Origin of the sequence: Rhizobium fabae, assembly GCF_003985135.1 — a bacterium.
In the GTDB taxonomy this organism is placed as follows: domain Bacteria; phylum Pseudomonadota; class Alphaproteobacteria; order Rhizobiales; family Rhizobiaceae; genus Rhizobium; species Rhizobium pisi.
Map to the genome: position 1 here is coordinate 196,976 of NZ_ML133653.1, position 25,400 is coordinate 222,375.

General features: G+C 63.2%; 17 protein-coding genes. 8 read left to right on the forward strand and 9 right to left on the reverse strand.

Annotated elements, in window-relative coordinates:
• Positions 1-87 precede the first annotated feature (87 nt).
• On the reverse strand, positions 88-726 hold the full coding sequence (locus tag EFB14_RS19925; protein ID WP_126828248.1) for a TetR/AcrR family transcriptional regulator: 639 nt from the start codon (positions 724-726) through the stop codon (positions 88-90).
• 195 nt (positions 727-921) lie between these two features.
• Between EFB14_RS19925 and EFB14_RS19930 the strand changes: the two genes are divergently transcribed.
• Positions 922-3,384 carry a beta-glucosidase gene (locus EFB14_RS19930; RefSeq protein ID WP_126828250.1) on the forward strand — a complete coding sequence of 821 codons (2,463 nt, stop codon included), beginning with the start codon at positions 922-924 and terminating at the stop codon, positions 3,382-3,384.
• A gap of 158 nt (positions 3,385-3,542) precedes the next feature.
• Here the strand turns inward: EFB14_RS19930 and EFB14_RS19935 are convergent, their stop codons facing one another.
• On the reverse strand, positions 3,543-3,980 hold the full coding sequence (locus tag EFB14_RS19935) for a hypothetical protein (RefSeq protein WP_126828252.1): 438 nt from the start codon (positions 3,978-3,980) through the stop codon (positions 3,543-3,545).
• A gap of 563 nt (positions 3,981-4,543) precedes the next feature.
• On the opposite strand from EFB14_RS19935, the gene EFB14_RS19940 reads away from it, so the two are divergent.
• Genes EFB14_RS19940 through EFB14_RS19970 form a run of 7 tightly spaced genes read left to right on the forward strand, consistent with a single transcriptional unit; the run spans position 4,544 to position 16,891 of the window.
• Positions 4,544-5,929, forward strand: coding sequence for an NADH:flavin oxidoreductase (locus EFB14_RS19940; RefSeq protein WP_126828254.1), 1,386 nt, complete (start codon positions 4,544-4,546; stop codon positions 5,927-5,929).
• A gap of 33 nt (positions 5,930-5,962) precedes the next feature.
• Entirely contained in the window at positions 5,963-7,489 is a 1,527-nt protein-coding gene (locus EFB14_RS19945; protein ID WP_126828256.1) for a c-type cytochrome, read from the forward strand.
• Positions 7,486-7,917 carry a hypothetical protein gene (locus tag EFB14_RS19950; RefSeq protein ID WP_125850375.1) on the forward strand — a complete coding sequence of 144 codons (432 nt, stop codon included), beginning with the start codon at positions 7,486-7,488 and terminating at the stop codon, positions 7,915-7,917. The genes EFB14_RS19945 and EFB14_RS19950 overlap by 4 nt, the downstream gene beginning before the upstream one ends.
• Positions 7,914-9,389, forward strand: a complete 1,476-nt coding sequence (locus tag EFB14_RS19955) for a c-type cytochrome (RefSeq protein ID WP_126828258.1) — start codon at positions 7,914-7,916, stop codon at positions 9,387-9,389. Before EFB14_RS19950 ends, EFB14_RS19955 begins: the two co-directional genes overlap by 4 nt.
• 16 nt (positions 9,390-9,405) lie before the next feature.
• Entirely contained in the window at positions 9,406-12,192 is a 2,787-nt protein-coding gene (locus EFB14_RS19960) for a hypothetical protein (protein WP_126828260.1), read from the forward strand.
• Between the two features lie 2 nt (positions 12,193-12,194).
• Positions 12,195-14,003 (forward strand): GMC family oxidoreductase, encoded by a 1,809-nt coding sequence (locus EFB14_RS19965; RefSeq protein ID WP_126828262.1) that lies wholly within the window; start codon positions 12,195-12,197, stop codon positions 14,001-14,003.
• On the forward strand, positions 14,003-16,891 hold the full coding sequence (locus EFB14_RS19970; protein WP_126828264.1) for a patatin-like phospholipase family protein: 2,889 nt from the start codon (positions 14,003-14,005) through the stop codon (positions 16,889-16,891). Before EFB14_RS19965 ends, EFB14_RS19970 begins: the two co-directional genes overlap by 1 nt.
• Positions 16,892-16,946: 55 nt before the next feature.
• Here the strand turns inward: EFB14_RS19970 and gabD are convergent, their stop codons facing one another.
• The 7 genes from gabD to EFB14_RS20005 form a co-directional block, all read right to left on the reverse strand.
• Positions 16,947-18,401, reverse strand: coding sequence for an NADP-dependent succinate-semialdehyde dehydrogenase (gabD, locus tag EFB14_RS19975; RefSeq protein ID WP_126828266.1), 1,455 nt, complete (start codon positions 18,399-18,401; stop codon positions 16,947-16,949).
• 205 nt (positions 18,402-18,606) lie between these two features.
• A complete protein-coding gene (locus tag EFB14_RS19980) occupies positions 18,607-19,593 on the reverse strand; it encodes an ABC transporter ATP-binding protein (RefSeq protein WP_126828268.1) in 987 nt (328 codons plus the stop codon).
• The gene (locus EFB14_RS19985) at positions 19,590-20,615 is read right to left on the reverse strand and encodes an ABC transporter ATP-binding protein (RefSeq protein ID WP_126828270.1); all 1,026 of its coding nucleotides are present in this window, start codon (positions 20,613-20,615) and stop codon (positions 19,590-19,592) included. The genes EFB14_RS19980 and EFB14_RS19985 overlap by 4 nt, the downstream gene beginning before the upstream one ends.
• Positions 20,616-20,617: 2 nt before the next feature.
• Complete coding sequence (locus tag EFB14_RS19990) at positions 20,618-21,589, reverse strand: ABC transporter permease (RefSeq protein WP_125850392.1); 972 nt, start codon at positions 21,587-21,589, stop codon at positions 20,618-20,620.
• 10 nt (positions 21,590-21,599) lie between these two features.
• A complete protein-coding gene (locus EFB14_RS19995) occupies positions 21,600-22,637 on the reverse strand; it encodes an ABC transporter permease (RefSeq protein WP_245438261.1) in 1,038 nt (345 codons plus the stop codon).
• A 103-nt stretch (positions 22,638-22,740) separates the two neighbouring features.
• Complete coding sequence (locus tag EFB14_RS20000; protein ID WP_126828272.1) at positions 22,741-24,438, reverse strand: ABC transporter substrate-binding protein; 1,698 nt, start codon at positions 24,436-24,438, stop codon at positions 22,741-22,743.
• A gap of 62 nt (positions 24,439-24,500) precedes the next feature.
• Positions 24,501-25,394 (reverse strand): proline iminopeptidase-family hydrolase, encoded by an 894-nt coding sequence (locus EFB14_RS20005; protein ID WP_126828274.1) that lies wholly within the window; start codon positions 25,392-25,394, stop codon positions 24,501-24,503.
• Positions 25,395-25,400 lie beyond the last annotated feature (6 nt).

Consider the following 25,400-nt stretch of genomic DNA (forward strand, 5'->3'; position numbering starts at 1 on the left):
GGCACAGTTCTCAACGACGAAATCCACGAAAGCGCGGACGTGGATCTCGCCGACCTCTCCGGTAAAGGCGCCATCCCAGGCCGGCGGTCACGGCTTTAAACCAAGGCTCGCCAGCAGGCGGTCGACATAGGCTTCCAGGCCGCCGACCATGTCGAAACGATCGGGGTCGCGCAGCCAGAGCATCTGCAGGCCGTCCATGACAGCGATCAGCTCGGCGGCCATTGCTCGGCTGTCGATCCCACCGTCGATCGAGCCATCGGCGATGGCCCGCTCGAAGGTCGCGGCGATGCCGTTCTGCATGTCAGTGGCGCGATCGAGAAACCATGCCTTGGCGGGGTGGTCCTTCATCAGGCTCTCGGCATTCAGGATGGCGAAGGCCCTGACGACCTCGATCATTCCGGCGTTGCGGCGAAAGATCTCGACCATGCCTTTGAGTAGGCCTGGCAGATCCGAACGATAGTGCCCGATGAAATCGGCGCTTTCGAGATCGCGCTTTGCGAGGATCGCAAGCAGCAGATCGACCTTTGTGGGGAAGTGATGCAGCAGGCCGGGCAGCGACAGGCCGACATCCCGGGCAATGTCGCCGATGGCGGCATTCTGGTAGCCGTCTTCGGCAAAGCGCCGCATCGCCGCCGTCAGGATCTCCGCTCGGCGCTCCTCACCCTTGCGGGATCGGCGCCGTCGCTTTTCCGCCTGTCCAGTCTCTGTCTCTGAAAACTCTGCCATCTCTCCCGTCTGTCTCTTCCAGCGGCGATCGGCAAGTCTCCAGCCGAAGTCTCCGGTCCCAATTCATACACGACGCGCGAGCGGTTGACATCTTAAAAATACCGAGTAATCGGTAGGTTTAAGAATTGCTGGAGGCGACCCCAAGCCCGACGGATGGCTTGCGGTGTCCGCAATGTCTTTGAACGGGAGGTTTGCATGATCGATTCCATTCTCGACCGGATGACGCTCGAAGAGCAGGTGTCGCTGCTGTCAGGCGCCGATTTCTGGACGACGGTTCCCGTCGAGCGTCTCGGCGTGCCGAAGATCAAGGTGACGGACGGGCCGAACGGCGCTCGCGGCGCGGGCTCGCTGGTTGCCGGCGTCAAGGCGACCTGCTTTCCCGTCGGCATCGCGCTCGGGGCCACCTGGAATCCCGATCTCGTCAGGCAGATGGGTACGGCCCTTGCGCGCCAGGCCAAGAGCAAGGGTGCCGCCGTCTTGCTCGCGCCCACGGTGAATATCCACCGCTCCGGCCTCAACGGGCGCAATTTCGAATGTTACTCCGAAGATCCGATGCTGACATCAGAACTCGCCGTCGCCTATATCGAGGGTGTGCAGGGGGAGGGGATCGCCGCGACGATCAAGCACTTCGCCGGCAATGAATCCGAAATCGAGCGGCAGACCATGTCTTCGGACATCGACGAGCGGACCCTGCGCGAAATCTACCTCCCGCCCTTCGAGCAGGCGGTTCGCCGCGCCGGCGTCATGGCCGTCATGTCTTCCTACAACCGCCTCAACGGCACCTATACCAGCGAGCATCATTGGTTGCTGACCAAGGTGCTGCGCGAGGAATGGGGCTTCGACGGCATCGTCATGTCCGACTGGTTCGGCTCGCATTCGACGGCCGAGACGATCAATGCCGGTCTCGATCTCGAAATGCCGGGTCCGGCGCGCGATCGCGGCGAAAAGCTCGTTGCCGCCGTGCGCGAGGGCAAGGTGGAGGCGGCGACCGTGCGGGCGGCGGCGCGACGCATGCTGCTGCTGCTCGAGCGGGTCGGCGCATTCAAGAGCAAACCCGATCTCACCGAGCGGGCGGTCGACCTGCCGGAAGACCGGGCGCTGATCCGACGCCTCGGCGCGGAAGGTGCGGTCCTCCTCAAGAACGACGGCATCCTGCCGCTTGCGAAGACCTCGCTCGACCGGATCGCCGTCATCGGGCCGAATGCCGCGAGCGCCCGCGTCATGGGCGGCGGCAGCGCGCAGATCGCCGCGCATTATACGGTGAGCCCGCTCGAAGGCATTCGCGCCGCCCTTTCCAACGCCAACAGCATCAGCCACGCCGTCGGCTGCCGCCATAACCGCCTGATCGACGTGTTCAAAGGAAAGATCACGGTCGAATATTTCAAGGGGCGCGGCTGCGAGGGTGATCCCCTCCATGTCGAGATCGTTGAGAAGGGCGAGTTCTTCTGGTTCGAGCTGCCGTCTGATGAGCTCGACCCCGCCGATTTCTCGGCGCGGATGACGATGCAATTCGTGCCGGAGGAGAGCGGCGATCATCTCTTCGGCATGACCAATGCCGGGCTGGCGCGGCTCTTCGTCGACGGCCAGCTCGCGGTCGACGGCCGCGACGGCTGGACGCGCGGCGAGAATTATTTCGGCACGGCCAATGACGAACAACGCGGCGCGGTGACGCTCGAAGCAGGCCGGACCTATGAGGTCACGGTCGAGTATGAGCCGTCCATGGCGAGCGAAGAGGGCATCAACCTCATCGCCGTCCGCTTCGGCGTCGAAAAGCCGCTCGGCGAAGCCGATATCGAGGCCGCCGTCGAGACGGCGCGCAATGCCGATCTGGCCCTTCTTTTCGTTGGCCGCGACGGCGAGTGGGACACGGAAGGGTTGGACCTGCCCGACATGCGGCTTCCGGGCCGCCAGGAGGAACTGATCGAGAAGGTCGCTGCCGCCAATGCCAACACCGTCGTCGTGCTGCAGACCGGCGGTCCCATTGAAATGCCCTGGCTTGGCAAGGTCCGCGCGGTTCTTCAGATGTGGTATCCGGGCCAGGAACTCGGCAATGCCGTTGCCGACGTCCTGTTCGGCGATGCCGAGCCCGGCGGCCGCCTGCCGCAGACCTTCCTGAAGGCGCTGGCCGACAATTCCGCCATCACGGGCGATCCCGCCATCTATCCCGGCAAGGACGGGCATGTGCGCTACGGCGAAGGTGTCTTCGTCGGCTACCGCCATCACGACACACGCGCCGTCGCGCCACTCTTCCCCTTCGGCTTTGGCCTCGGCTATACCAGCTTCCGCTGGAGCGAACCGCTGCTGTCGGCGCGCGAAATGAGCTCCGACGGCGTGACCGTCAGCATCGAGTTGACCAATAGCGGCGACCGGCCTGGCTCGGAACTCGTCCAGCTCTATATCCGCTCGCCGAAGGCGAAGGTGGAGCGGCCGGACAAGGAACTACGCGCCTTCGCAAAGCTCTCGCTGTCCCCCGGCGAGACCGGTACGGCAGTAATGAAGATCGTCCCGCGCGACCTCGCCTTTTTCGACGTCGAGACCGGGGCCTTCCGGGCGGAAGCGGGGAACTATCAGCTGGTCGTGGCAGCGAATGCCGCCGACACCAGGTTCGTAATCGACCTGCCCTCGCCCTCCAGCTACCTGCTGCCGACTTCGTATTAAGCGGCAGGTGACGGGCAACTCGTTTGGGCCCGAATGCATATGCCAATAGTCACGGCAGGCCCGATGGCCTGCCGGGTGATTGGCGCGCCCATCAAAGAATAGACGCGCCCCGCGTGGTCGATTTCCGCAAGCGGCTTCGACCCGTCTCCGCTTTACCGTTACTTTTGCGGAATCATGACATAGGCCTCGCCGCCGTTCCGGTCGTGCTGGAAGATGAAGCGCTTGCCCTTGATGGTCGCAACGAAGGGCTGGTTTGGCTTGTCATTCATCGGAACATTGTCGGCGAATTCGGCGACCGCGCGCAAGAACTGCTGATGCAGGGTCGGATCGGCGCGATTGGGGCTGGTGATGGCGCATTCCCGGCCGGGCTTGATCTGCACCGACATGGAATGGTCCTTCGTCATGCCGTCCTTGCCGCCATTGAGGTCGTCGAAATCGGTGACGCCGTAGCGCTTGGCGCCGCTGATCCCGGCCGTGAAGGACGGGGCGGTTTTCAGGCAAAGGTCTTTGAAGGCTTTGATAGCGATATCGGTCTTGCCTGATGCTACCGGCGGGGCGGCTGCCGACGCCGTGCAGACGGCCATTCCGGCTGTCATGGCGAGGCAAATTGCTGCAGACTTAAATGGATTGGTGATGCATTGACGTGTCATGGTTTCCTATCTTTCCGACTCGTCATCCGGTGGCGCGGGAGCGTGCGCCCGGCGTGACATACGCATCCTTAAAGCGATCGTCTAAATAATTTGCAACCGGCGGGTCGGGCTTGCGGGAAAGATCTCAGCGCAAGTCGTCGCCGAGTTTAAGGGGTGCCGACAATCCACGCGGCGGGCGGTTTTCGTCTGGGAAATACTGATCTTAAGGCGCCTCAACGACACTGGTGCCGAGATCAATCGGCAACGTTGTTTGCTCACTTGCTCGAAATAAAGCATGGCGGGCCGGTTATCTCTGGATATCAGGCGAAGGCGCATGCAGGCGCTTCACGGGTTGTTATTCATGACTGTATTTGCACAGATTTTTAGCTGTGCAAGCGCGCTGGAATCCGTTTGCAAACCACATAGGATTGCATTACCGTCCAGCACACTCGGAAGTTATAGCTCTCGCATTGCATTTCGGCTTTTTATTCTCCCTCGTTGCTTCGGCACGTTATTCGGATAGGCCCTGCATGCACCCAGATAGCCAGTTCACACATGCCGACAACGCGAAGCTAATCTTCAACGAGCTGAAATTCCGCTCGCTGACGGTCAAGAATCGGCTTTTCCGATCCAATATCTCAGGCCAGTTCGACGACTATAACGGTCATGGCGGGAATGCCCGGTTGAACTGGGAGGAGAAGTTCGCGCGCGGCGGGATCGGCTGCATCATTTCCTCCTTCACCCCGGTCTCCGTGCGCGGCCGCATCCTCGTGCGTTACGCGATGATCGACGATGACGACAAGATCCCCTTCTGGCGGGAGGTCGGCCGCCGCGTTCACGGCCATGACTGTCGGTTCATCATGCAGCTCAGCCATTCCGGCCGCCAGCAGGACATGGGCGGCGTCGAGAACCTGTTCAACAAGGGTCTGAGCTCGACCGACAAGAGCGATTACTTCCATGGGTTGCTCGCCCAGGCGATGACGAAACCCGAGATCGCCGAGGTTGTGGAGCAGTTCGCCCAAGGCGCAAGGCGTGCCCGGGAGGCGGGGCTCGACGGCGTCGAGCTTCACGGCGCCAACGGCTATCTGCTGACGCAGTTCCTGAGTTCCGGCATCAACGACCGGACGGATGAATATGGCGGCGGCTGGGAGGGCAGGGCGCGTTTCGTGCTCGAGATCGTCAGGGCGATCCGCCGCGAGGTCGGCCAGGACTTTCACCTGCAGATGAAGATCAACGGCGTCGACCACAATGACTGGCTCTATCCCTGGATCAAGAAGGGCAACACGCTCGACGAGACCGTCAAGATCTGCACGATGCTGCTCGACGGCGGCAAGGGCGTCGATTCCTTCCATGTTTCGAGCGGCTCGACCTTTCCGCATCCGCGCAATCCCGCCGGCGACCTGCCGCTGGAAGACCTCCACCGATGGTATGACGGCATGCTCTCTCAGGGCACGCGGGCGCCGATGAACTATGCGATCTTTTCCAATCCCCTTCTGGGGCGCGCCTTCCAGGCGCTCTGGCGCTGGCGCAGGGGCAAGGTCATCGAGGGCATCAATCTCGATTATGCCCGCGCCGTTTCCGAAGCGATCGGCAAGATCGATCCCGATATCAAGGTGCTCTGCACCGGCGGCTTCCAGCATGCCGACCGGATCGCCGAGGCGATCCGCTCGAAAGCCTGCGACGCTGTCACAATGGCCCGCCCGCTGATCGCCAACAACAATCTGCCTGAGATACTCGCCAAGGCCAACGGGCCGGAGAAGGAATGCACCTACTGCAACAAGTGTCTGCTCAACGATCTCGAAAACCCGCTCGGCTGTTATGACCTCAGCCGGTTTGACGGGGCAACCTTCGAGGATCGCTACAGCGAGATGATCAAGCAGGTCATGTCGGTTTTCGAGCCGCCGACCTTCCATTGAGGCCCGCATCGCACGCGCATCCGGAGGGGATCCATGAGCAGCGACAACGACCGCAAGACGCCCGTCGAGATCGCCGTCGCGCGCCACCGCCGCTGGTGGCTGGCGATCGTCGTGCTGCTGTTGCTCGCGGTCGTCTACTACCTGGTGTTCGTCAACCAGTATGTCGTCGCCTTCAAAGGCCAGAGCGAGCATTTCATGCATGGCTCGATCGGCAGCGAGACGGCTACGGGACCGCCTTACTGGGTCTTTAAGGCCTTGCCGGTCATGTATGCCGACAAGCTCGGGCCGGAAGGCTGGAGCCGGTTCGGTTTCCTCTACGAAAAGCCCGGCGACGACCTTCCGATCGGGGTGTCTCGCCGCGTGGTCTCAGGCGTCGAGCGGGTCTGGCTCAACTGTTCCGTCTGCCATGTCGGCACCTATCATCTTCCCGGCGATCCGGTTCGCCATCTCATCCCCGGCGCACCGTCCAACAATCTGCGCCTGCAGGAATTTATCCGTTTCTTCATCGATGTCGGCCGCGATCCCGGCTTTACCGCGGATGCGCTGATTGCGACGATCGATAGCCCCAAGGTCGGCGGCGATCTCAATATCTTCGAGCGGCTGGTCTATCGCTACGTGGTCTTCCCGAGGGTCAAGAACGCCTTCCTCGATCTCGGCACCCAGCTCGATTTCGTCAAGCGCCAGGAGGCGTGGGGGCCGGGCCGCGTGGACACGTTCAATCCCTACAAGGCGCTGCAGTTTAATTTTCCCATGGACGAGGCCCATATATCGGGTGCTGCGCTGAACGGCTCTTCCGACTATCCCGCCATCTGGCGCCAGCGTCCGCGCGAAGGCATGAACCTCCATTGGGACGGCAATAATGATTCCGTGGCCGAACGAAACCTGAGCGCCGCACTCGGCGCCGGCGTGACGCCCGTGACGGTCGACCGCGCGTCGATCAAGCGCATCGAAGACTGGATGTGGGATCTGCCTTCGCCGCCCTTCCCCGTCGCCGGCGGGATCGATCAGGCGAAGGCGGCAGAGGGCAAGACGCTGTTTCTGCACTATTGCGCCGATTGCCACGGCTTCAAGGATGCGAACGGCTACAGCTATGACAGGCAGCGTTTCACGCGGCTCGGCAAGACGGTTCCGCTCGCCGAGATCGGCACCGATGCGGGGCGCTGGACCTCCTATACGGAAAATTTCGCTGCCGAGCAGAACCTGCTCTATGCCGGCTACCCCTGGCGCTTCAACCGCTTCCACAAGACCGACGGCTATGCCAATCACCCGCTCGACGGTATCTGGGCACGCTCGCCCTATCTGCACAACGGCTCGGTGCCGACCCTGCGCGATCTGCTTCAGCCGAGCGCCATGCGGCCGCCCGTCTGGTTCCGCGGCAGCGACGAGTTTGATCTCGCCAAAGTGGGCTATCGGTCGGATCAGTCGGCCGGCGGCGATCTCTTTCGCTACGACACGACGCGGCCCGGCAACGGCAATGCCGGCCACGAAGGTTATCGCTACGGCACGGAGCTGCCGGACGCCGCAAAAGACGCCCTCGTCGAATATATGAAAACGCTATGACCCAGTCGCGATCGCTCAGCAAATGGAAGGCACGGCATGCGGTCCTCGTCTGGATCGGCATCCTGCTGAATTTCGCCTTCGTCCTGCCGCTCATCTTCTGTCCGGAATGGATTCTCGGTCTCTTCGGCATCACCGTCAACCAGCTGATCTGGCCGCGATTTGCCGGACTGCTGCTCGGGATCCTGTCGATCTTCTACATTCCGGCAACGCTCGACATCGACCGCTACCGCATCTTTGCCTGGCTTGCAGTCTTTCCCTCCCGCACCTTCGGCACGGTCTTCTTCTTTCTCGCCGTCTTCGTCTTCGGCCAGCCGATCGGCTATCTCGCCGGCGTCTTTCTCGACGGGTCGATCGGCATTGCGACGCTTTTCTGCCTCCTGCGCATCCTGCGGCTCGAACAGAATATCTCCGAAGGGAGACAGGCATGAGGCGCGTCTTCTGGAAATGGCTTTTCGCCATTCTCGTCCTCATCGTTGTCGGCGCATTCGCGCTGTTCTTCCTGCTCTTCCGGCCGGTCGCCCAGCCGAGGACGAACGATCTGGCCGAGGTCTTCAACCACGGTTCGATCGGCAACGAAGAGGCGCAGGGAATTCCCTACTGGATCTGGCGGGTCCTGCCGCAGCTCTTCCCCGACCATCTGCCTGCAAACGCTGATGGTTACGGCGCCTTCGGCCTCTACTGGCGCGCCGGCGACGAGGTTCCCGTCGGCCTGTCGGTCAAGACGCTGGGCGTCATCGGGCGCGTCGCGCCGAACTGCGCCTTTTGCCACCAGGGCAGCTATCGGCTGCGCGCCGACGAGCCGGCGCGGCTGGTCGACGCCGGCCCGGGAACGAGGGTCAATCCGCAGGCCTATATCCGGTTCCTGATCGATGTCGGCGCCGATCCCAGGTTTACCGCCGACCGGGTGATGGCGGAGATCGGCAGGATCTACGACATGCCGGTCTGGGAGCGGGCGCTCTATCGCTTCGTGCTGGTGCCGGCGACCCGGGCGGCCCTCCAGGAACAGGGGCGGCAGTTTGCCTGGATGAAGGACCGGCCGGACTGGGGTCCGGGCCGGATCGATCCCTTCAACCCGGTCAAGTTCCAGAACCTCAAACTTGCCGACGACCACACGATCGGCAATTCCGACATGATGCCGCTCTGGTCGCTTGCCGATGTCGCCGCGACCAACACGCGCCGCTTCTCGCTCCATTGGGACGGATTGCAGACCGATCTCTACGAGACGGTGGTCTCGGGCGCGATCGGCGACGGCATGACCTACAAATCCTATGGGGGAACCGAAGCGGGTCTTCGCCACATCATGGATTTCATCCGCCTGCAGGGGCCGCCGCCCTCGCCCTTTTCTCCCCTCAGGCCGGCAGGCGATCCCTATCATGTCGATGCGGCTGATGTGGACGCCGGCCGCGCGATCTATGCCGCGCAATGCGCCGTCTGCCACGATGCCAAGGGCGCCCGCTACCGGACGCCGATCTCGATCGTCGAGCTCGGCACCGACCGTCATCGCCTTGATATGTGGACGCCGGCCGCCCGCGATCGCTATGCGGTCTATGAGCCCGGCTATGCCTGGGGTTTTACCAATTTCCAGAAGACCGACGGTTATGTCGCCACAAGCCTCGGCGGCCTGTGGCTGCGCGGTCCCTACCTGCATAACGGCAGCGTCCCGACATTGCGGGCCCTGCTGCTTCCGCCCGCCGAGCGGCCGGGGCAGTTCTACCGCGGCTACGATCTTGTCGATGCCGAGAATGGCGGCTTCGTAAGCATGCCGGATAGCCCGGGGCAACGCTACGGCATGCTCTACGATACGAGCCTTCCGGGCAACGGCAATGGCGGTCATCTCTGGGGCACGGATTTGGCTCCGGAGGCGAAGGAGCAGCTGCTTTCCTATCTCAAGACACTTTGACCATCAGGAGGGGGCAATGGCAAACGTCAGACAGCGCATCGTGCGGTTTCTCGCCTGGACGGTCGCGGCCGTCGTCACCCTTGCCGTCATCGCCATTGCCGCGGTTGCGCTGATCGTCTGGTGGCTGATCGAGCCGGATTCCAGCCAGTTCGGCCATGTCGAGGATGAGGCGAAGAAAGTCCATCGCACGGTCGAGGAATTCCCGGGAGCAGGCGAGCCTTACTTTGCGGCGATGGACAAGGGCCTGCTGCTGCCGCCCGTCGGCGGCGATTATCCCGCTGAGATCAAGGAGGTCGCAACCGCCACCGGGCTCGATCCGGAGGCCGTGCGCAAGGCGGCGATCCGCGGACAGAACGCCTGGATCGTCTGGACCGGCGGCAACGACCGTTTCTGGGATTTCGCCGCCCGCGCGACGATCGGTTCCTTCGATCTCCTAAAGACCGTCTCCTCCTACCCGACGATGGCCTATGGCCGCGACAACCGCTTCCGCTATCTCGGGCTCGTCAACGAACCCTGCTTCGACGCCCCGAAGAGCGCCGATCCCGACCATTGGGGGCTGTGGCTCGATCAGCGCAAGAAGGACTGCGCGCCCGACAGTTTCGGCGGCAATGCCGAGGCCGATGCCCGCTATCCCGGTGTGCAGATCGGTGCGCGTGGGACGACGGTCAAGGTAAAGGGCGAAGATAAGAAAATCCCGGTCGGTTCCTATTACGGCGAGCCGACGGGCGTGATGGGCCTGCGTCTCTTCCCCAACCCCGATTTTGACAACAAGGCCGCCGAACATTGGGACGCGCTGCGCTACTACACCGATCCTTCCTATTACAACGACAAGGATCTCGTGCGTCCCTATCGCGTCGGCATGTCCTGCGCCTTCTGCCATGTCGGTCCCAATCCAATCAACCCGCCGAAGAATGTCGAGAGCCCGGAATTTTCTGAAATCTCCTCCAATCCCGGCGCCCAGTATTTCTGGGTCGACCGCATTTTCTTCTGGAACACCAAACCGCGCGCGACCCCTGGCGAACCGGCCCCGAACGAGGGGAATTTCCTCTTCCAGCTGTTCCATACGAACCCGCCGGGTTCGCTCGATACCTCGCTGGTCTCAAGCGATTACATGAACAACCCCCGCACGATGAATGCCGTCTACGACGTCCTGGAGCGGCTGCGCATCGGGGCGAAGACCGGCAAGGAAATCATCAAGGGAGACGAGAAGGACAACAAGCAGGCGCAGGATTATCCGCAGACCGCAGCCTTCGGCTCCCTCTACGACAAGACGACCGGCACGGTTGCCTCGATGCGCGTCCTGAAGGACGGCGCCGATTCCGTCGGTACGCTCGGCGCTCTCAACCGAGTCTATCTCAATATCGGCCTTTTCAGCGAAGAATGGCTGCTGCATTTCCGCCCCTTCCTCGGCGGCCAGAAGATCTCGCCGATCCGCATTGCCGACGCCCAGAAAAACTCGGTCTACTGGCAGGCGACCGAAGCGATGACACCAGACATGGCGATATTCTTCCTGGTCGCGGCCCGCGCCGATCACCTGAAGGACACGCCGGTCGGAGAAAAGGTGCTCGAAGCGCGCGATCCGGCCGAGGTCGAGCGCGGAAAGATCGTCTTTGCCGAAAACTGCGCCGCCTGCCATTCGAGCAAGCAGCCGGTGCCGGCGCCGGAGCTCGGCGTCGATCAGGGTATCTGCGCCGGCGGCGGGACCGGCCCGCATTACCGCGAATGCTGGGACCGCTATTGGGCCTGGGCGCAGTCCGATGCCTTCAAGCAAGGCATGGTCAAGCTCGTCACCGGAAAAGACGAGGACGGAAAGGATTTCCTCGACGGCAATTACCTGTCGACGGAACGGCGCGTGCCGATGGATGTCGTGCGCACCAATGCATGCAGCGCGATCGCCACCAACGGTCTTTCGGGCGACATCTGGGACAACTTCACCTCCTCCACCTACAAGTCGCTGCCGCCTCCGCATGAGGTGACGGTCAATCATCCGGTTTCGGGAGCGGCAACGCCGCTGCAGGCGGCCGGCAACGGGCGCGGTTATCTCAGGCCGCCCTCGCTCGTCAGCGTCTGGTCGACCGCGCCCTTCCTGCTCAACAATTCCGTCGGCCACGAGGACAGCTATTACGGGAAGGACTACTACAATCAGGACTATGCCGGCGGCTACGGCGCCGGTCGCGGCACCGCCTGCCCGGCGGCGGATGCCGGCGATCCCTATCTGCCCTGCGTCGAAAACAGGCTTGCTGTTTTCGACCGGTCGATCCGCCAGATGCTTTCGCCGCAAACGCGCCGCATGGACAAGATGACCGAGGCGCCGGTGCCGGGCTATATCTACCGCACCAGCGCTCCCTCCTGCCTCATCGTGCCGCCGGGCTTCGTGCCCGACAAGGTGAAGCCCTTCACCGGCCTGCTGAACAAGGTCGCCGGCTGGGCCTTCAAGAAGGACGGCTCGATCACCATCGGCCCGTTCCCGGCCGGTTTCCCCGTCAATGCGCTGACCAATACCGAGCTGCTGCCCGACAATGACGAGGAAAGCAAATTCGCCAACTACAAGCGCCTGATCGCCAACGGTCCGGCGCTGATTGGAGCCTTCTCCGAGCTCGGCGGGCAATGCACGCCGGAGGAACTCGCCGATCCCGCCGTGCTCGCCAAAGCCGAGAAGGTGGTGCGCGATACCAAGCTCATCGACCGGCTGGTGGGCTTGAGCAAATGCCCTGACTATGTGGTCAACGGCGGGCATAGCTTCGGCGCTGCTCTCCCGCAATCGGACAAGAATGCCCTGATTTCCTATCTGAAGCAGTTTTGACCATGTCCGGCGGGCCGACCCACGATTATATCGTCATCGGCAGCGGGGCGGGCGGCGCCGTTCTCGCCGCACGGCTGGCCGAAGAGGGGCGGACCGTGCTCGTCATCGAAGCCGGCGGCGATCCGCTCGCGAAGGCCGACGACGGCTCCGAGATGCCGCTTGCCGATGCCTGTCGCGTGCCGGCCTTTCATGCCTTTGCCTCGGAACATCCCGGCATGGCCGAGAACCATTGGGTGCGTCACTACGAAAATCAGGAGATGCAGGAGCGCGACTGGCGTTACAGCAAAGAAAGGGACGGCGTGCTTTATCCGCGCGTGCGCGGCCTCGGCGGCTGCACCGCCCATCATGCGATGATCATCGTGCGGCCCAATCATTGCGACTGGAACCACATCTTTGCGATCACCGGCGACGAGAGCTGGAAGGCCTCGCACATGCAGGGTTATTTCGAGCGCATCGAGCGCTGCCGCTACCGCTTCTTCCTGTGGCGGTGGCTCGCCGCAATAACGGGCCTCAATCCGACGGGCCACGGATGGTGGGGGTGGATGACGACGGAGCGGGCCCTGCCGTTCAGGGTCCTGCGCGACTGGCCCCTGTGGCGGGCGCTGCTGCGCAGCGTTGGTGCTGCTGCCGACGCCTTCGGCAAACGGGGCTCGGACTGGGAGACGACCGAGGTCGACCCGAACGACAATCGCAACTGGAACATTGGCGCCTGCGGCGTGCGCGTCACACCGCTTTCGACGCGCCGCCACACCAGGCACGGGCCGCGCGAGCGGCTGCTCGACGTGATGAAGCGGTACCCCGACCGACTGTCGCTTCGCCTCAACACCACGGTTACGCGCATCGAATTCGACGGCAAGCGGGCGGTGGCGGTTCGCTGCATCACCGAGGAGGGGCGCGAGGAGGTCATTCGGGCGGGCCGTGAGATCATCCTGGCGGGCGGTGCCTTCGCCTCGCCACAGCTCCTGATGCTGTCGGGCATCGGCGATCCCGCCCATCTCCGCAAACACAAGATTCATGTCGTCGAAGCGCTTCAAGGCGTCGGGCGGAACCTGCAGGACCGCTACGAGGTCGGCGTCGTCAGCCGGGTGAACGAACCCTGGTCGGCGCTGAAGGGCGTCACCTATACCAGACGAGATGCCCATTACCGGCGGTGGCGCTGGTTCCGCATCGGCAACTATACGAGCAACGGCGTCATGTTTTCCCTGACGCTCAAGTCTAGCGACACGCTGAGCGAACCGGACCTGCACTGTTTTTCGCTGCTGGCCGATTTCCGCGGCTATTATCCCGGTTATTCCAAGCGCATCCGCAAGCCGGATTACATGACCTGGGCGATCCTCAAGGCCTATACCGAAAACCAGGGTGGCACGGTGCGGCTTCGAAGCGCCGATCCCGCGGCCCTGCCTGCCGTCGTCTTTCATTCCTTCTTCGAGGGAACCGGCAATTACGACCTCGATCTCGATGCCGTCGTCCATGCCATCCGCTTCGTCAGGAAGGTCAACGATGCGATGGACGATCTCATCGCATGCGAAGAGGAGCCCGGCCGGCAGAACGAGAGCGACGAGGCGCTTCGCCGCTATGTCGCCGAAAACGCCTGGGGCCATCATGCCTGCGGCACCTGCGCCATCGGCCCCCGCGAAAGTGGCGGCGTGCTCGACAGCCGCTTCAAGGTGCACGGCATCGAAGGCCTGCGCGTCGTCGATGCTTCCGTCTTCCCCCGCATTCCCGGCTACTTCCTTGCCACCGCCGTCTACATGATCGCGGAGAAGGCGGCCGACGTCATTCTCGCCGATAGCCGACTGGAAACACTGTGATGAACGAACACCCCACCCATCGGGAAGCCAGCATCTACAATTGGCTCGGCGAGCACGTCCGCGGCTTCGTTCGATGGTGGCGGGAATTCGATGCCTGGCTGAACCAGCCGCTGCCGAAGGGGCGGGGCCTCGCCTGGCGATGGCTCGCTCCCGACGGCTACGCCTGGTTCGTGCCGGTGCTTGCGGGCATTCTAACCCTTGCCATGGCGCTCGGCCCGACCGTCGAGATGCGCTGGGGCAATCTCGGCCTGCTCGTGATCGGTTTCGCGCTTCTTTTCCTGCTGCATGCGGTGGCCTGCCGCCAGGCGCTCTTCAACCAGTATCTGCTCGCTGGACAGCTCGTCATCCTTGCGGCCCTTGCCGTGCTTCTGCTCATCGATTCACGCCCTGAAACCTACGGCATGATGACGGCACGGCCCCGCCTGCATGTCGGCGTCGCCATCGTCTGCGCGCTCGTTCTCGCGCTGCCGGCGGCCTGGCTGCTGGCATCGAGCCTGTTCCGCTCCAATGCAGGTGGCGGGCTTGCCGACAGTCTGCCGAAGGTCGAGCTCTTCCTGCCCAAGAACCGCTACGATTTTATGGGCCGCGGACCGATTGCCGCGCTGGCGTCGGCCTTGTTCATCGCGCCGATCCGCTATCCGGTCGAGCTGCTTCTGCCCGGATCGCTTCTCACTCTGTTCGTGCCGGACCACTATCTCGGCTACGCCTTCTACGTGACGGCCGCCGTCGCATGGTTCGCCCTTTTCCTCGGCATCCTGTTCGATCGGCTGATGGAAATCCTGCAGACGGTCGGGCGTCTCTTCTTCATCGGCCCGCAGCGGGTCATCAGCATTCTCGTCATCGTCGTCGCGGTGCTTCGCCTCGCCGATGTTCATTACATCACCTATCTCTTCAACGCCGGCTCAAAAGGCTACGGCAACACGACGCTCATGCGCTATATCGCCTTCGCCTATGCCGTTGCCTGGTACTACGGCTTCTGGTGCGATCACTTCGTCGCGCGCCGGCTCATGCGCCTCATGGACAAGGAGCGGCAAACGATCACGCCGGTCCAGATCGCTTACGATTATGAGGGCAGCGAGACCTTGAGCACGGTCCAAAACAAGGGCCGGACGATCGCGCTGCATGGCGCGGGACGCTTGAAGATCGAGGGCCGCTACGAGGATCGATATCAGCGGCAGACCAAAGCCACGTCGAACCGGGCGATCCAGTTCATGACGCCGGCGGAATTGCTCGCGCAGTTTCGCGCACAGCTCGAGCGCCTGCCCGCCGAGCAAGCTCCAACGGGAGATCTGCTCGCGAGCCTGCGCAACTTCCAGCGCTCGACGCTCGTCTATCCCGCCCTCGTCGGCTTTGTGGCCTATCTTCTGATCGGCGGTCCCGCCGCCTTCAGCTTCCTGCGGGCGATCCAGCCGCCGGAACTTGCGATCCGCTCCGAGCGGCATGTGGGCAAGCAACCGGCAGCGCTCTTGTTCGAAAGCGGCTGGGCCAATGGCGGCTGCGCAGCCCTCGAGCCCACCACGCCGAGAATTGCCGTCGTCGCTTCCGGCGGCGGCACGCGCGCAGCGATCTACACGGCCTCGCTGCTGCGGGGGCTGGCCGAGCAGGACCAGATCTGCAACGTCGTCCTGGTCAGCGGCGTCTCGGGCGGCAGCGCCGCGCTCGGCTATTTCGCGCTTCACGAGCAGGAGCTTCGCCGGCCGCGCGGCACCTTGGACGTCAAGGCATGGGATGATTTCTCGCAGGCCATGGCGCTGCCCTTCATCGAACAGGTGATCGATGGGGCGAGCGACATGCGTTTCGCCTTCGGGCGCTGGCATTGGGCGTCCTCGGCCTGCCGCGAAGCCAAGATGGCGGATCAAGGGACCAACGGCTGGACCCTGGCGCGTTCAAGATTGGGCGCTATCCTCGCCGAATCCTTCGTTTGCGAGATGGGCGCTGCAACGATGGAGGCGCCATCCTTCGGTCTGATGCTCAACACCGCGATTGTCGGATCTTTTTCCGATGACGGCCCGTCTTCCAACAACAGCCCTTTCTGCGAGGTCGATCCGAAGCTTTCGCTGCCCGAGAAGGCGACGCGCTGCCGCCAATTCCTGGATGCCGCGCAAGCCGGTGGGCGGCTGGTGCTGACCAACCTCGCCGCGCCCAAGCCTCCGCCTGATGATGGATCGCTGCACATGCAGCTCGTCACCCTCGACAATGCCGATATATCGATCGGGCGCGCCGCAGCGCTCAGCGCAAACTTTCCGCCGGTCTTTCCCGATGCCGCGATCGATATCGCGACCCCCGGCGAAAAGGGGAAACGATACTGGGTGACCGATGGCGGAGCGGTCGAAAACCGCGGCGCCATGACGCTCTACTATTCCATCCGCGATGCGTTCCGATCGGCGCCGCAGGCGCTGCCGCCGCTGCATGTCGTCATCGCCGATGTCTCGGCCTCGGCCGGTCGCTACAGCGAGAGTTTCGGTTTCGGCTCGGTGCTCGGCGCCGGAGGACAGCTCGGCCTCGGTCTGGAAACGGAGCTTCGCGCGGCGATCGAGAAACTCTACTGCGATCACAATTCCGAAGTCAGCATCCACGAGATCACCATGCCGCGCGTCTACCGGGATGGCGGGATCGGAACGCATTGGCTGCTTCCGAACTCGCTCTCCTTCACCAATCCGGAGAAGTCGTCGGAGACCAAGATCCTGTCTGCCCGGGACGTCGAAACGCTGGTGCTGGCGCTGCACAGCGATGTGACGGAACCCTATGAGGACGACGCCGCTGCCAGGTCGGTCAAGGCTTGGGCTGAGCAGGACAAGGTCGCAAAGCACGACGAAAACTGGAAAGAACTGCTCGCCGCCCTTGCGGCAAAGCAGGGCGGACGAGGAATGTCCTGCGCGCCTCGCTGAGGGGACGAACGCGCAGAACGGCTATATCCGCCCTTCGGCGACCGGATTGCCGGCCTCAGGCGATGCCGCCGAGGCAGACATATTTGATTTCGGTGAATTCCTCGATGCCGTATTTCGAGCCTTCGCGGCCGAGGCCGGAGAGCTTGACGCCGCCGAAGGGAGCTTCGGCCGTCGAGATCAGCCCGGTATTGACGCCGACCATGCCGTATTCCAGCGCTTCGGCGACCCGGAAAACACGGGAAAGATCCTTGGCGTAGAAATAGGAAGCGAGGCCGAACTCGGTGTCATTGGCCTGGGCGATCACGTCGGCCTCATCCTTGAAGCGGAAGAGCGGCGCCACCGGTCCGAACGTTTCTTCCCTGGCAACGGTCATGGCAGGGGTGACGTCGGCGAGCACGGTCGCCTCATAGAAGCGTCCGCCGAGCCGATGGCGATGACCGCCGGCAATGACGCGGCCGCCCTTGGAAATCGCATCGGCGACATGCTCCTCGACCTTGGCAAGGGCGGCATCGTCGATCAGCGGACCGAGATTGATGCCTTCGTCGAAGCCGTTGCCGGTCTTCAGAGCGCCGACCGCCTTCGACAGCTTCTCGGCAAAGGCATCGTAGACGCCATCCTGCACATAAAGCCGGTTGGCGCAGACGCAGGTCTGACCATTGTTGCGGTATTTGGCGATCAGTGCACCTTCGACAGCGGCATCGAGATCGGCGTCATCGAACACGATGAAAGGCGCGTTGCCGCCGAGCTCCAGTCCGAGCTTCTTGATGGTCGGCGCGCTCTGCCGGTAAAGCTCGGCGCCGACTTCGGTCGAACCGGTGAAGGTCAGCTTGCGCACGATGGGGCTTGCGGTCATTTCGCCGCCAATGGCGCGCGCCGATCCGGTCAACACGCTGAAGAGGCCCTTGGGAAAACCGGCGCGTTCGGCAAGGATGGCAATCGCGATCGCCGAAAAGGGCGTCTGCGAGGCCGGCTTCAGCACCAGGGCGCAGCCGGCGGCAAAGGCCGGTCCCGCCTTGCGGGTGATCATCGCGTTGGGGAAATTCCAGGGGGTGATGGCGGCGACGACGCCGATCGGCTGCTTCATGACAAGGATGCGCTTGTCCTTCTGGTGGCCGGGAACGATGTCGCCATAGACGCGCCGCGCTTCCTCGGCAAACCATTCGATGAAGCTCGCGCCATAGGCGATCTCGCCCTTGGCCTCGGCAAGCGGCTTGCCCTGCTCAGCCGTCAGGATGCGGCCGAGATCGTCCTGATTTGCCATCATCAGCTCGAACCAGCGCCGCAGGATCACCGAGCGCTCCTTGGCGGTGCGGGCGGCCCATTCCTTCTGCGCGACCTCGGCTGCGGCAATCGCCGCCTTGGTCTCGGCAGCACCCAGCATGGGAACGTGGCCGATGATCTCGCCGGTCGCCGGATTGTCGACCTTGATCGCGTTGGATGGATCGGCCTCTATCCAGTCGCCGCCGACCAGCGCGGCCTGCCGGAACAATGTTGCGTCCTTCAATTCCATGACTGTCTCCTCAGATAGACCGTTTCTGTTTTCTTCGAGTCACGGGGATGCTCTATCTCTTTTCGCCTTTGCGCAATTGCGGACTTGAAAAACTGCTGCGCAGTTTTGCGCGAACTGCTCTCGCCAACGCCACAAAGGGCGCGCTTCGCCGACAGACTACCATGTTCGAACCAGGATTTGGGGGAAGGCCGGCGCCGCCGTAGGTTCACGCAAGCGGAAAGTGGCAGGCGACGGTGTGGTGGCCCGCATCGCCGGCCAGTTGCGGCCGGACCTCGTGGCAAAGCGGCTTGGCATAGGGGCAGCGGGTGGAGAATTTGCAGCCTTTGGGCGGGTCGAGCGGGCTCGGAATCTCGCCCTCGAGCAGGATGCGCCCCTGCCGGACGCGGTTGTGCGGCTGGGGAACGGCCGAAAGCAGCGCCTGCGTATAGGGATGACGCGGCGCGCCGAAGAGCGCATCCGTCTCGCCGACCTCGACGATCGATCCGAGATACATGACCGCCACCCGGCTCGACACCTGGCGCACCACCGCCAGGTCGTGGGCGATGAAGACATAGGTAAGGTTCAGCCGTTGGCGCAGGTCTGCGAACAGGTTGACGATCTGGGCCTGTACCGAAACGTCGAGCGCCGACACCGGCTCGTCGGCAACGATCAGCGCCGGCTCGACGGCGAGCGCGCGCGCGATGCCGATGCGCTGGCGCTGTCCGCCGGAGAATTCGTGCGGGTAACGGTCAAGATATTCGCGGCGCAGGCCGACGATTTCCATCAGCTCGGCGAGCCGTTCGTCAATTGCCGTTCCCTTGGCGATGTCGTGCACGTCAAGCACTTCGCCCAGCATGTCGCGCACCTTGCGGCGCGGATTGAGCGAGGACGAGGGATCCTGGAAGATCATCTGCATCCTGCGCCGCACTGATGTAAGCGCACGCTTCTCCGCCTTGGAGATGTCCTGGCCGTCGAAGGTCAGCCGGCCGGCTGTGATGTCGTAGAGCCGCGTCAGGCAGCGGCCGAGCGTGGATTTGCCGCTGCCGGATTCACCGACCAGACCCAGCGTTTCGCCGGGATAGACATCGAGGCTGATCTCGTCGACGGCATGCAGGGTGCGGCCCGAACCCGGCCAGACGGTCTTGCCGACGAGGAAGTTCTTGGTCAGCGCCTCGGCGGAAAGCAGCGGCCTCACGTTCCCACTCGCGCTCATGCGGGCTCCTCCGATGTCAGGACGGTTTTGCGCAGGGCGTCGCGTTCCTCGCCATCGAGCACGCAGAGCACCGACTGATTGCCGATGCGGCGGGTCGGCGGCCGGGCGGCGCATTCGGCCCGGGCGAAGCGGCAACGCGGCTGAAAGCCACAGCCCTCGGGAATGCTGCCCGGCGTCGGTGGCATGCCGCCGATCGAAATAAGCCGCTTCGGCCGCTCGCCGGTCAGCGGCGGGATCGAGGCCATCAGCCCCCATGTGTAGGGATGAACGGGATTGGAGAAGATTTCGCGGGTTGTGCCGCGCTCGACGATGCGGCCGGCATACATCACCGCCACCTTGTCGGCGACCTCGGAGACCACGCCCATATCGTGGGTGATGAGGACGATCGCCAGGCCGAGATCTTTGCGCAGCCTGAGCAGCAGGTCGAGCACCTGCGCCTGCACGGTCACGTCGAGCGCCGTCGTCGGTTCGTCGGCAACGAGCAGCGCCGGCCGGCAGGAAAGCGCCATAGCGATCACCGCCCGCTGGCGCATGCCGCCCGACAGCTGGTGCGGAAAGCGCTCGGACGCTTCAGTGGGGTTGGAGAAGCCGACTTCGCCGAGAAGCTCGATCGCCCGCAGGCGGGCGGCCCGGGCCGACATCGGCTCATGGGCGCGGATCTGCTCGGCGATTTGCCAGCCGATCCTGTAGACCGGGGTCAGCGCCGTCATCGGATCCTGCGAGATGAGCCCGATTTCCTTGCCGCGGATACGGCGCATGGCGCTTGCCGACAGTTCGAGAATCCGCTGCCCGCGAAAGGCGACTGCGCCGTCGACGCTTGTTGTCTTCGGATCGTGCAGGCCGAGCAGCGACAGGAGCGTGACCGATTTGCCCGAGCCGGATTCGCCGACGATCGACAGGATTTCTCCCTCGCGCACGGAAAAGGAAACGTCGTCCACGGCCCTGACGAGGCCGCCATCGGTGACGAACGAAACCGTCAGGCCTTGGACATCGAGAAGAACGGGTTTTTCAACGTTCTGCATCGTCAGTTCTTCCTTACGCGCGGATCGATCAGCACGTAGACGATGTCGACGGACGCATTGGCGAGCACCACGAAGAACGAGGCGTACATCACGGTGCCGAGGATCATCGGGAGATCGAGGTTGAGCAGCGCCTGATAGGTAAGGCGCCCGACACCGTTCAGGCCGAAGACCACTTCCGTCAGAAGGGCGGAGCCGCCGACAAGGGCGCCGAAATCGAGGCCGAACATGGTCACGAACGGGATCAGCGACGTACGCAGCGCATGCCTGAGCATCACCCGCGCCGGGCTCAGACCCTTGGCGCGGGCGGTGCGGATATAGTCCTCCTGATAGGCTTCCACGAGGTTGGCGCGCAGCACCCGGCCATAGATGCCGACATAGAGGGCGGCGAGCGTTGCCCAGGGAATGATGAGCGTCAGGAACCAGCCGACAGGGTCAGAAAACAGCGGCTTGTAGCCGAGGGCCGGAACCCAGGAAAACGCCCAGCTGTCGTGGAAGCGGCTCTGCGAGATCAGGTTCATCACCTCGCCCAGCCAGTAGACCGGCATGGAGACGCCAATCAGCGCGAGCGCCATGAGCCCCCGGTCGAGCAGCGTGTCGCGGGCCATGGCGGCGACGACGCCGAAGACGATGCCGCCGAGCACCCAGAGCACGGCGGCGCCGAACACCAGCGACAGCGTCACCGGCGCGGCTTCGGCAACCTGCGGCACGATGCGCATGCCGCGATTGACGTAGGAGGTGAGATCCTGCGTCACGAACAGGCGTTTCATCATCAGCACATATTGCACCGGCAGCGGCCGGTCGAAGCCGAATTCGATGCGGATCTGCGCGATCGTCTCCTGGGAGGCGTTGCGGCCGGCGATGCGGGCGGCCGGGTCGGAGCCTGGTGTGGCGAAGAAGATTAGGAACACCAGCGTTGAGATGCCGAACATGACGAAGGCCATCTGCCCGAGACGCTGAAGGATTGCAAAAACCATCTCCGCTTCCTCAGACGATCTTGGTGCGCGGATCGAGCACGTCGCGGATGCTGTCGCCGAGCACGTTGAGCGACAGCACGGTGAGCGCGATGGCGATGCCCGGCGCCAGCGCCACGGCGGGACGCGTGTAAAGCAGGGTCTGCCCGTCCTGGATGATCGTTCCCCAGCTTGCATCCGGCGCCTGCACGCCGATCGAAAGGAAGGACAGGGACGATTCCGTGACGATGTTGAGCGCCATCATCAGCGGGATGAACACGATCAGCATCGTGGCGACATTGGGCAGGATGTCCTTCCAGAGAATGCGCCATTCGGGAATGCCGAGGCCGATCGCCGCCAGCACGAATTCGCTGTTCTTCAGCTCCAGCACGCGACCGCGCACCGGGCGCGCGACATAGGGCACGTAAATGATGCCGATGATGCCGATCGGCAGCAGCAGGCTGTCGGCGGTGATCTCGATCGGGCCGAGCACGATGCCCTTGGAGATCAGCACGATCGAGAGGGAAATCGCCAGAAGATAGACCGGAAAGGCCCAGAGGATATCGAGCAGCCGCGACAGGACCGTATCGACGAAGCCGCCGAAAAAGCCCGCGCAGATGCCGATCAGTGCGGCCAGGACCAGACAGATTGACGTGGCTGAGAAGGCAATCAGCAGCGAATTGCGGCCGCCATAGAGAAGCCGGGCGGCAACGTCGCGCCCCTGCGTGTCGGCGCCAAGGAAATACTGCGCAGCCCAGGTCGGGCCGATCGGCGTGACGCCGAGACCGAGGCCCTCGGTCGAAGGCTGCATGATCTTGACCTTCTTTCCGTCGATGGCGACCTTGCCGCTGAGATTGGAGCGGAACGGATCGGTCGCCGACACGGAGTTCGCATAAAGCGGCGCGGCGAGACTCGACAGGATCATCAAAAGCAGTACGAGGGCTGCGGCGATTGTCGGCTTGTCTCGCTTGAGAAGCCGCCAGGCCCGCTGCCAATGTCCCGCGCCTTTGCGCACGCTCCGGCTCTGCGAACTCTCCATCGGCTTTGCGATGCTGTTGGGTACGAGGGTCATTTCCGTTTTCTGCCGTCACGCATGGTCGAGCTCTTGCCGGTCCGGATTGTTTAAGAAGACGGGCAATGGCGTGGCGCGGACGCACGCCATTGCCGCGCGCCGTTTACTTCACCCAGGACTGGGAGATGATCCAACGGTTCTGCTTGTTGAACAGATAATTGCCGAGGCGGGCGGAGGTGAAATTCACGCTCTTCGGCGTGAACAGCGGCGCAAGCGGCGCTTCGGCCATATATGCCTTGTCGATCTTGGCCCATTCAGCATTGGCGGCGTTCTCGTCGGTTAGCGAAAGGGCCATGGCCGCCTTCATCTTGGCGTCGAGGTCCTTGTTGCAATAGCCGGCGATATTGATCGAGGAATCGCTGCCTTTGTGGAAGCTGTCGCAGGAGAGCAGCACGTTCAGGAAGTCCGACGCGGCCGGATAGTCCATGTACCACTGGCTGACGCTGATCTGGACGTTGTTGTTGGTGTTCTGGATGTAGGCGAACTGGATATTGGGCGAGATCGCCTTCATCGAGGCGTCATAGCCGAGGTCGCTGAGCACGCTCTGCAAATAGGTGCCGATGCCGCGCGCGACCGCGTTGTCTTCGGCAATCACCGTCACCTTCTGGCCCTTCGTGCCGGATTCTTCGACCAACTGCTTGGCCTTGTCCATATCAGCTTCCGACCATGCCGGACCGGGGTCCTTGGTATAGATGCAGTCATCGGCATGGCCGGGGAAATCGGGCGGCAGGATCTGGCAGGTCGGCTGGGCGAGCACTTCGCCGCCGAAAAGACCGACGAGCGCGTCACGATCGAGCGCATAGTTCAAGGCCTGCCGGACCTTGATGTTGTCGAAGGGCGGCAGATTGACGTTCATCGGCGCATACCAGAAAGCCGCAAGCGGATCGATATGAACCTGATTGGCATATTTCGAGCCGATCTCGGGCAGGCGGTCGGCTGGAGGCGTGTCGTACATCCAGTCCACCTGGCCGTTGACCACGGCGTTGATGCCGGCTTCCTCCGTCATGCCGAACTTGTAGTCGATTTCGTCGGCATAGCCGTCCGGCTGGGCGTCGACGCTCCATTCCTTGAAATGGGGATTGCGCTTCAGCACCATCTGTTCGTTCGGATTGTAGGTTTCGATCATGTAGGCGCCGGTTCCGGGCACGGGGCTCGTGCCGGCATCCTTGGCCGGCGTATCGGCCGGAACGATGCTCGCATGCGGCACCGCGAGCTTGGCGAAGAACTCCGAATCCGCCGCGACGAGATTAATGGTGACGGTGCCGGCTTTCTCGTCGGCGATCACGCCGCCGTCGAGCGTGCAGCTGTCGCCGTCCGCCATGCATTTATCGGCGCCGACGATGCCATTGTAGAAGCTGCCTATGGTCGGGCCCTTGACCTTGAAGATCCGCTGGAACGAGGCCACGACGTCAGTCGGGGTGACTTCCTTGCCGTTCGAGAACATGACGCCCTTGCGGATCTTGAACACATAGGTTTTGCCGTCATTCTTGATCTCGGGCATCGCCTCGGCGATCGCCGGCACGATCTTGAAACCTTCCGTGCCGCCGGCCTGCTTGAACTTGACGAGGCCGTCATAGGTCATCTGGTAGACCTGCCAGTATTGGGCGGTGTAGTTGATCATTGGGTCGATGGTGCCGGCCGCCGAAACGGCCGAGAGCGTCATCGTGCCGCCGCGATGCTGAGCCATCAGCGCGGCCCGGTCCTCGGCATGGGCAAGCCCCGAAAGCATGGTCTGCGCGAGCAGAAGGCCGGCGAAGGCTGTGCCGGCACGGCGTATGCGTGTTGTCGATCGTGTCGTCATGTTTGTCTGTTCCCCTATTTTTTTGCTGGTTCGATACGGCTGGGCACTTAAAGCTCTTGCTCTTACGGCGCTTTCCCATCGAGAAAGGCGCCGACCTCGGCCATGCAGGCCGCACGTTCCTCGACATGCGGCATGTGGCTGGACTGTTCGAAGATCCGCCAGCGCACGTCGGCAATCTCATCGGCATAGGGCTGCACGCAGGCTTGCGTCGCCTCGTCGTAATGGCCTGAGATCAACAGCGTCGGGACGTCGATGGTCGACAGCCGCCCGACGATCGACCAGTCTTTCATCGTGCCGATGACATGGAATTCGTTGGGGCCGTTCATCGTGTGGTAGACGGTCGGGTCTTCGCCGATGGCGTCGAAGGTGCGCTTCACTTCCGGCGGCATGGGGACGATGCGGCAGACATGGCGCTCGTTGAAAACATCGGTCGCCTTGGCGTATTCGGCGCTGTCCGTCGTGCCGGCCAGTTCGTGCTTGAGCAGCGTCGCCTGCACATCGGCCGGCAAGGCTTCGCGAAGGCGGTTGGCCTCGGAAATCCAGGTCTTCATCGCCGCCGGCGAATTGGCGATGACAAGCGCCTTGAGGCCGGCCGGCCGATCGACGGAGAATTCCGCCGACAACATCCCGCCCCAGGATTGCCCGAGCAGGCAATAGGCATCGCGGATGCCGAGATGGTCGATCAGGTTGTGGAGTTCCGCCTTGAAGAAATCGACGGTCCAGAAATCGCCGCCCTTTTCCGGCAGGTGCGTGGACTTGCCGTTGCCGACCTGGTCGTAGTGAATGACGGCGCGGCCCGTGGCGGCGAGATCCTTGAAGCTGTCGACATAATCATGCGTGCAGCCCGGCCCGCCATGGGCAACGATCAGCGGCGGTTTGCCGGACGCCAGGTCTCCGGTGATCCGGTACCAGGTCCGATAGGCGCCATAGGGTGCATAGCCTTCGGTTATCTCCATGTTTTC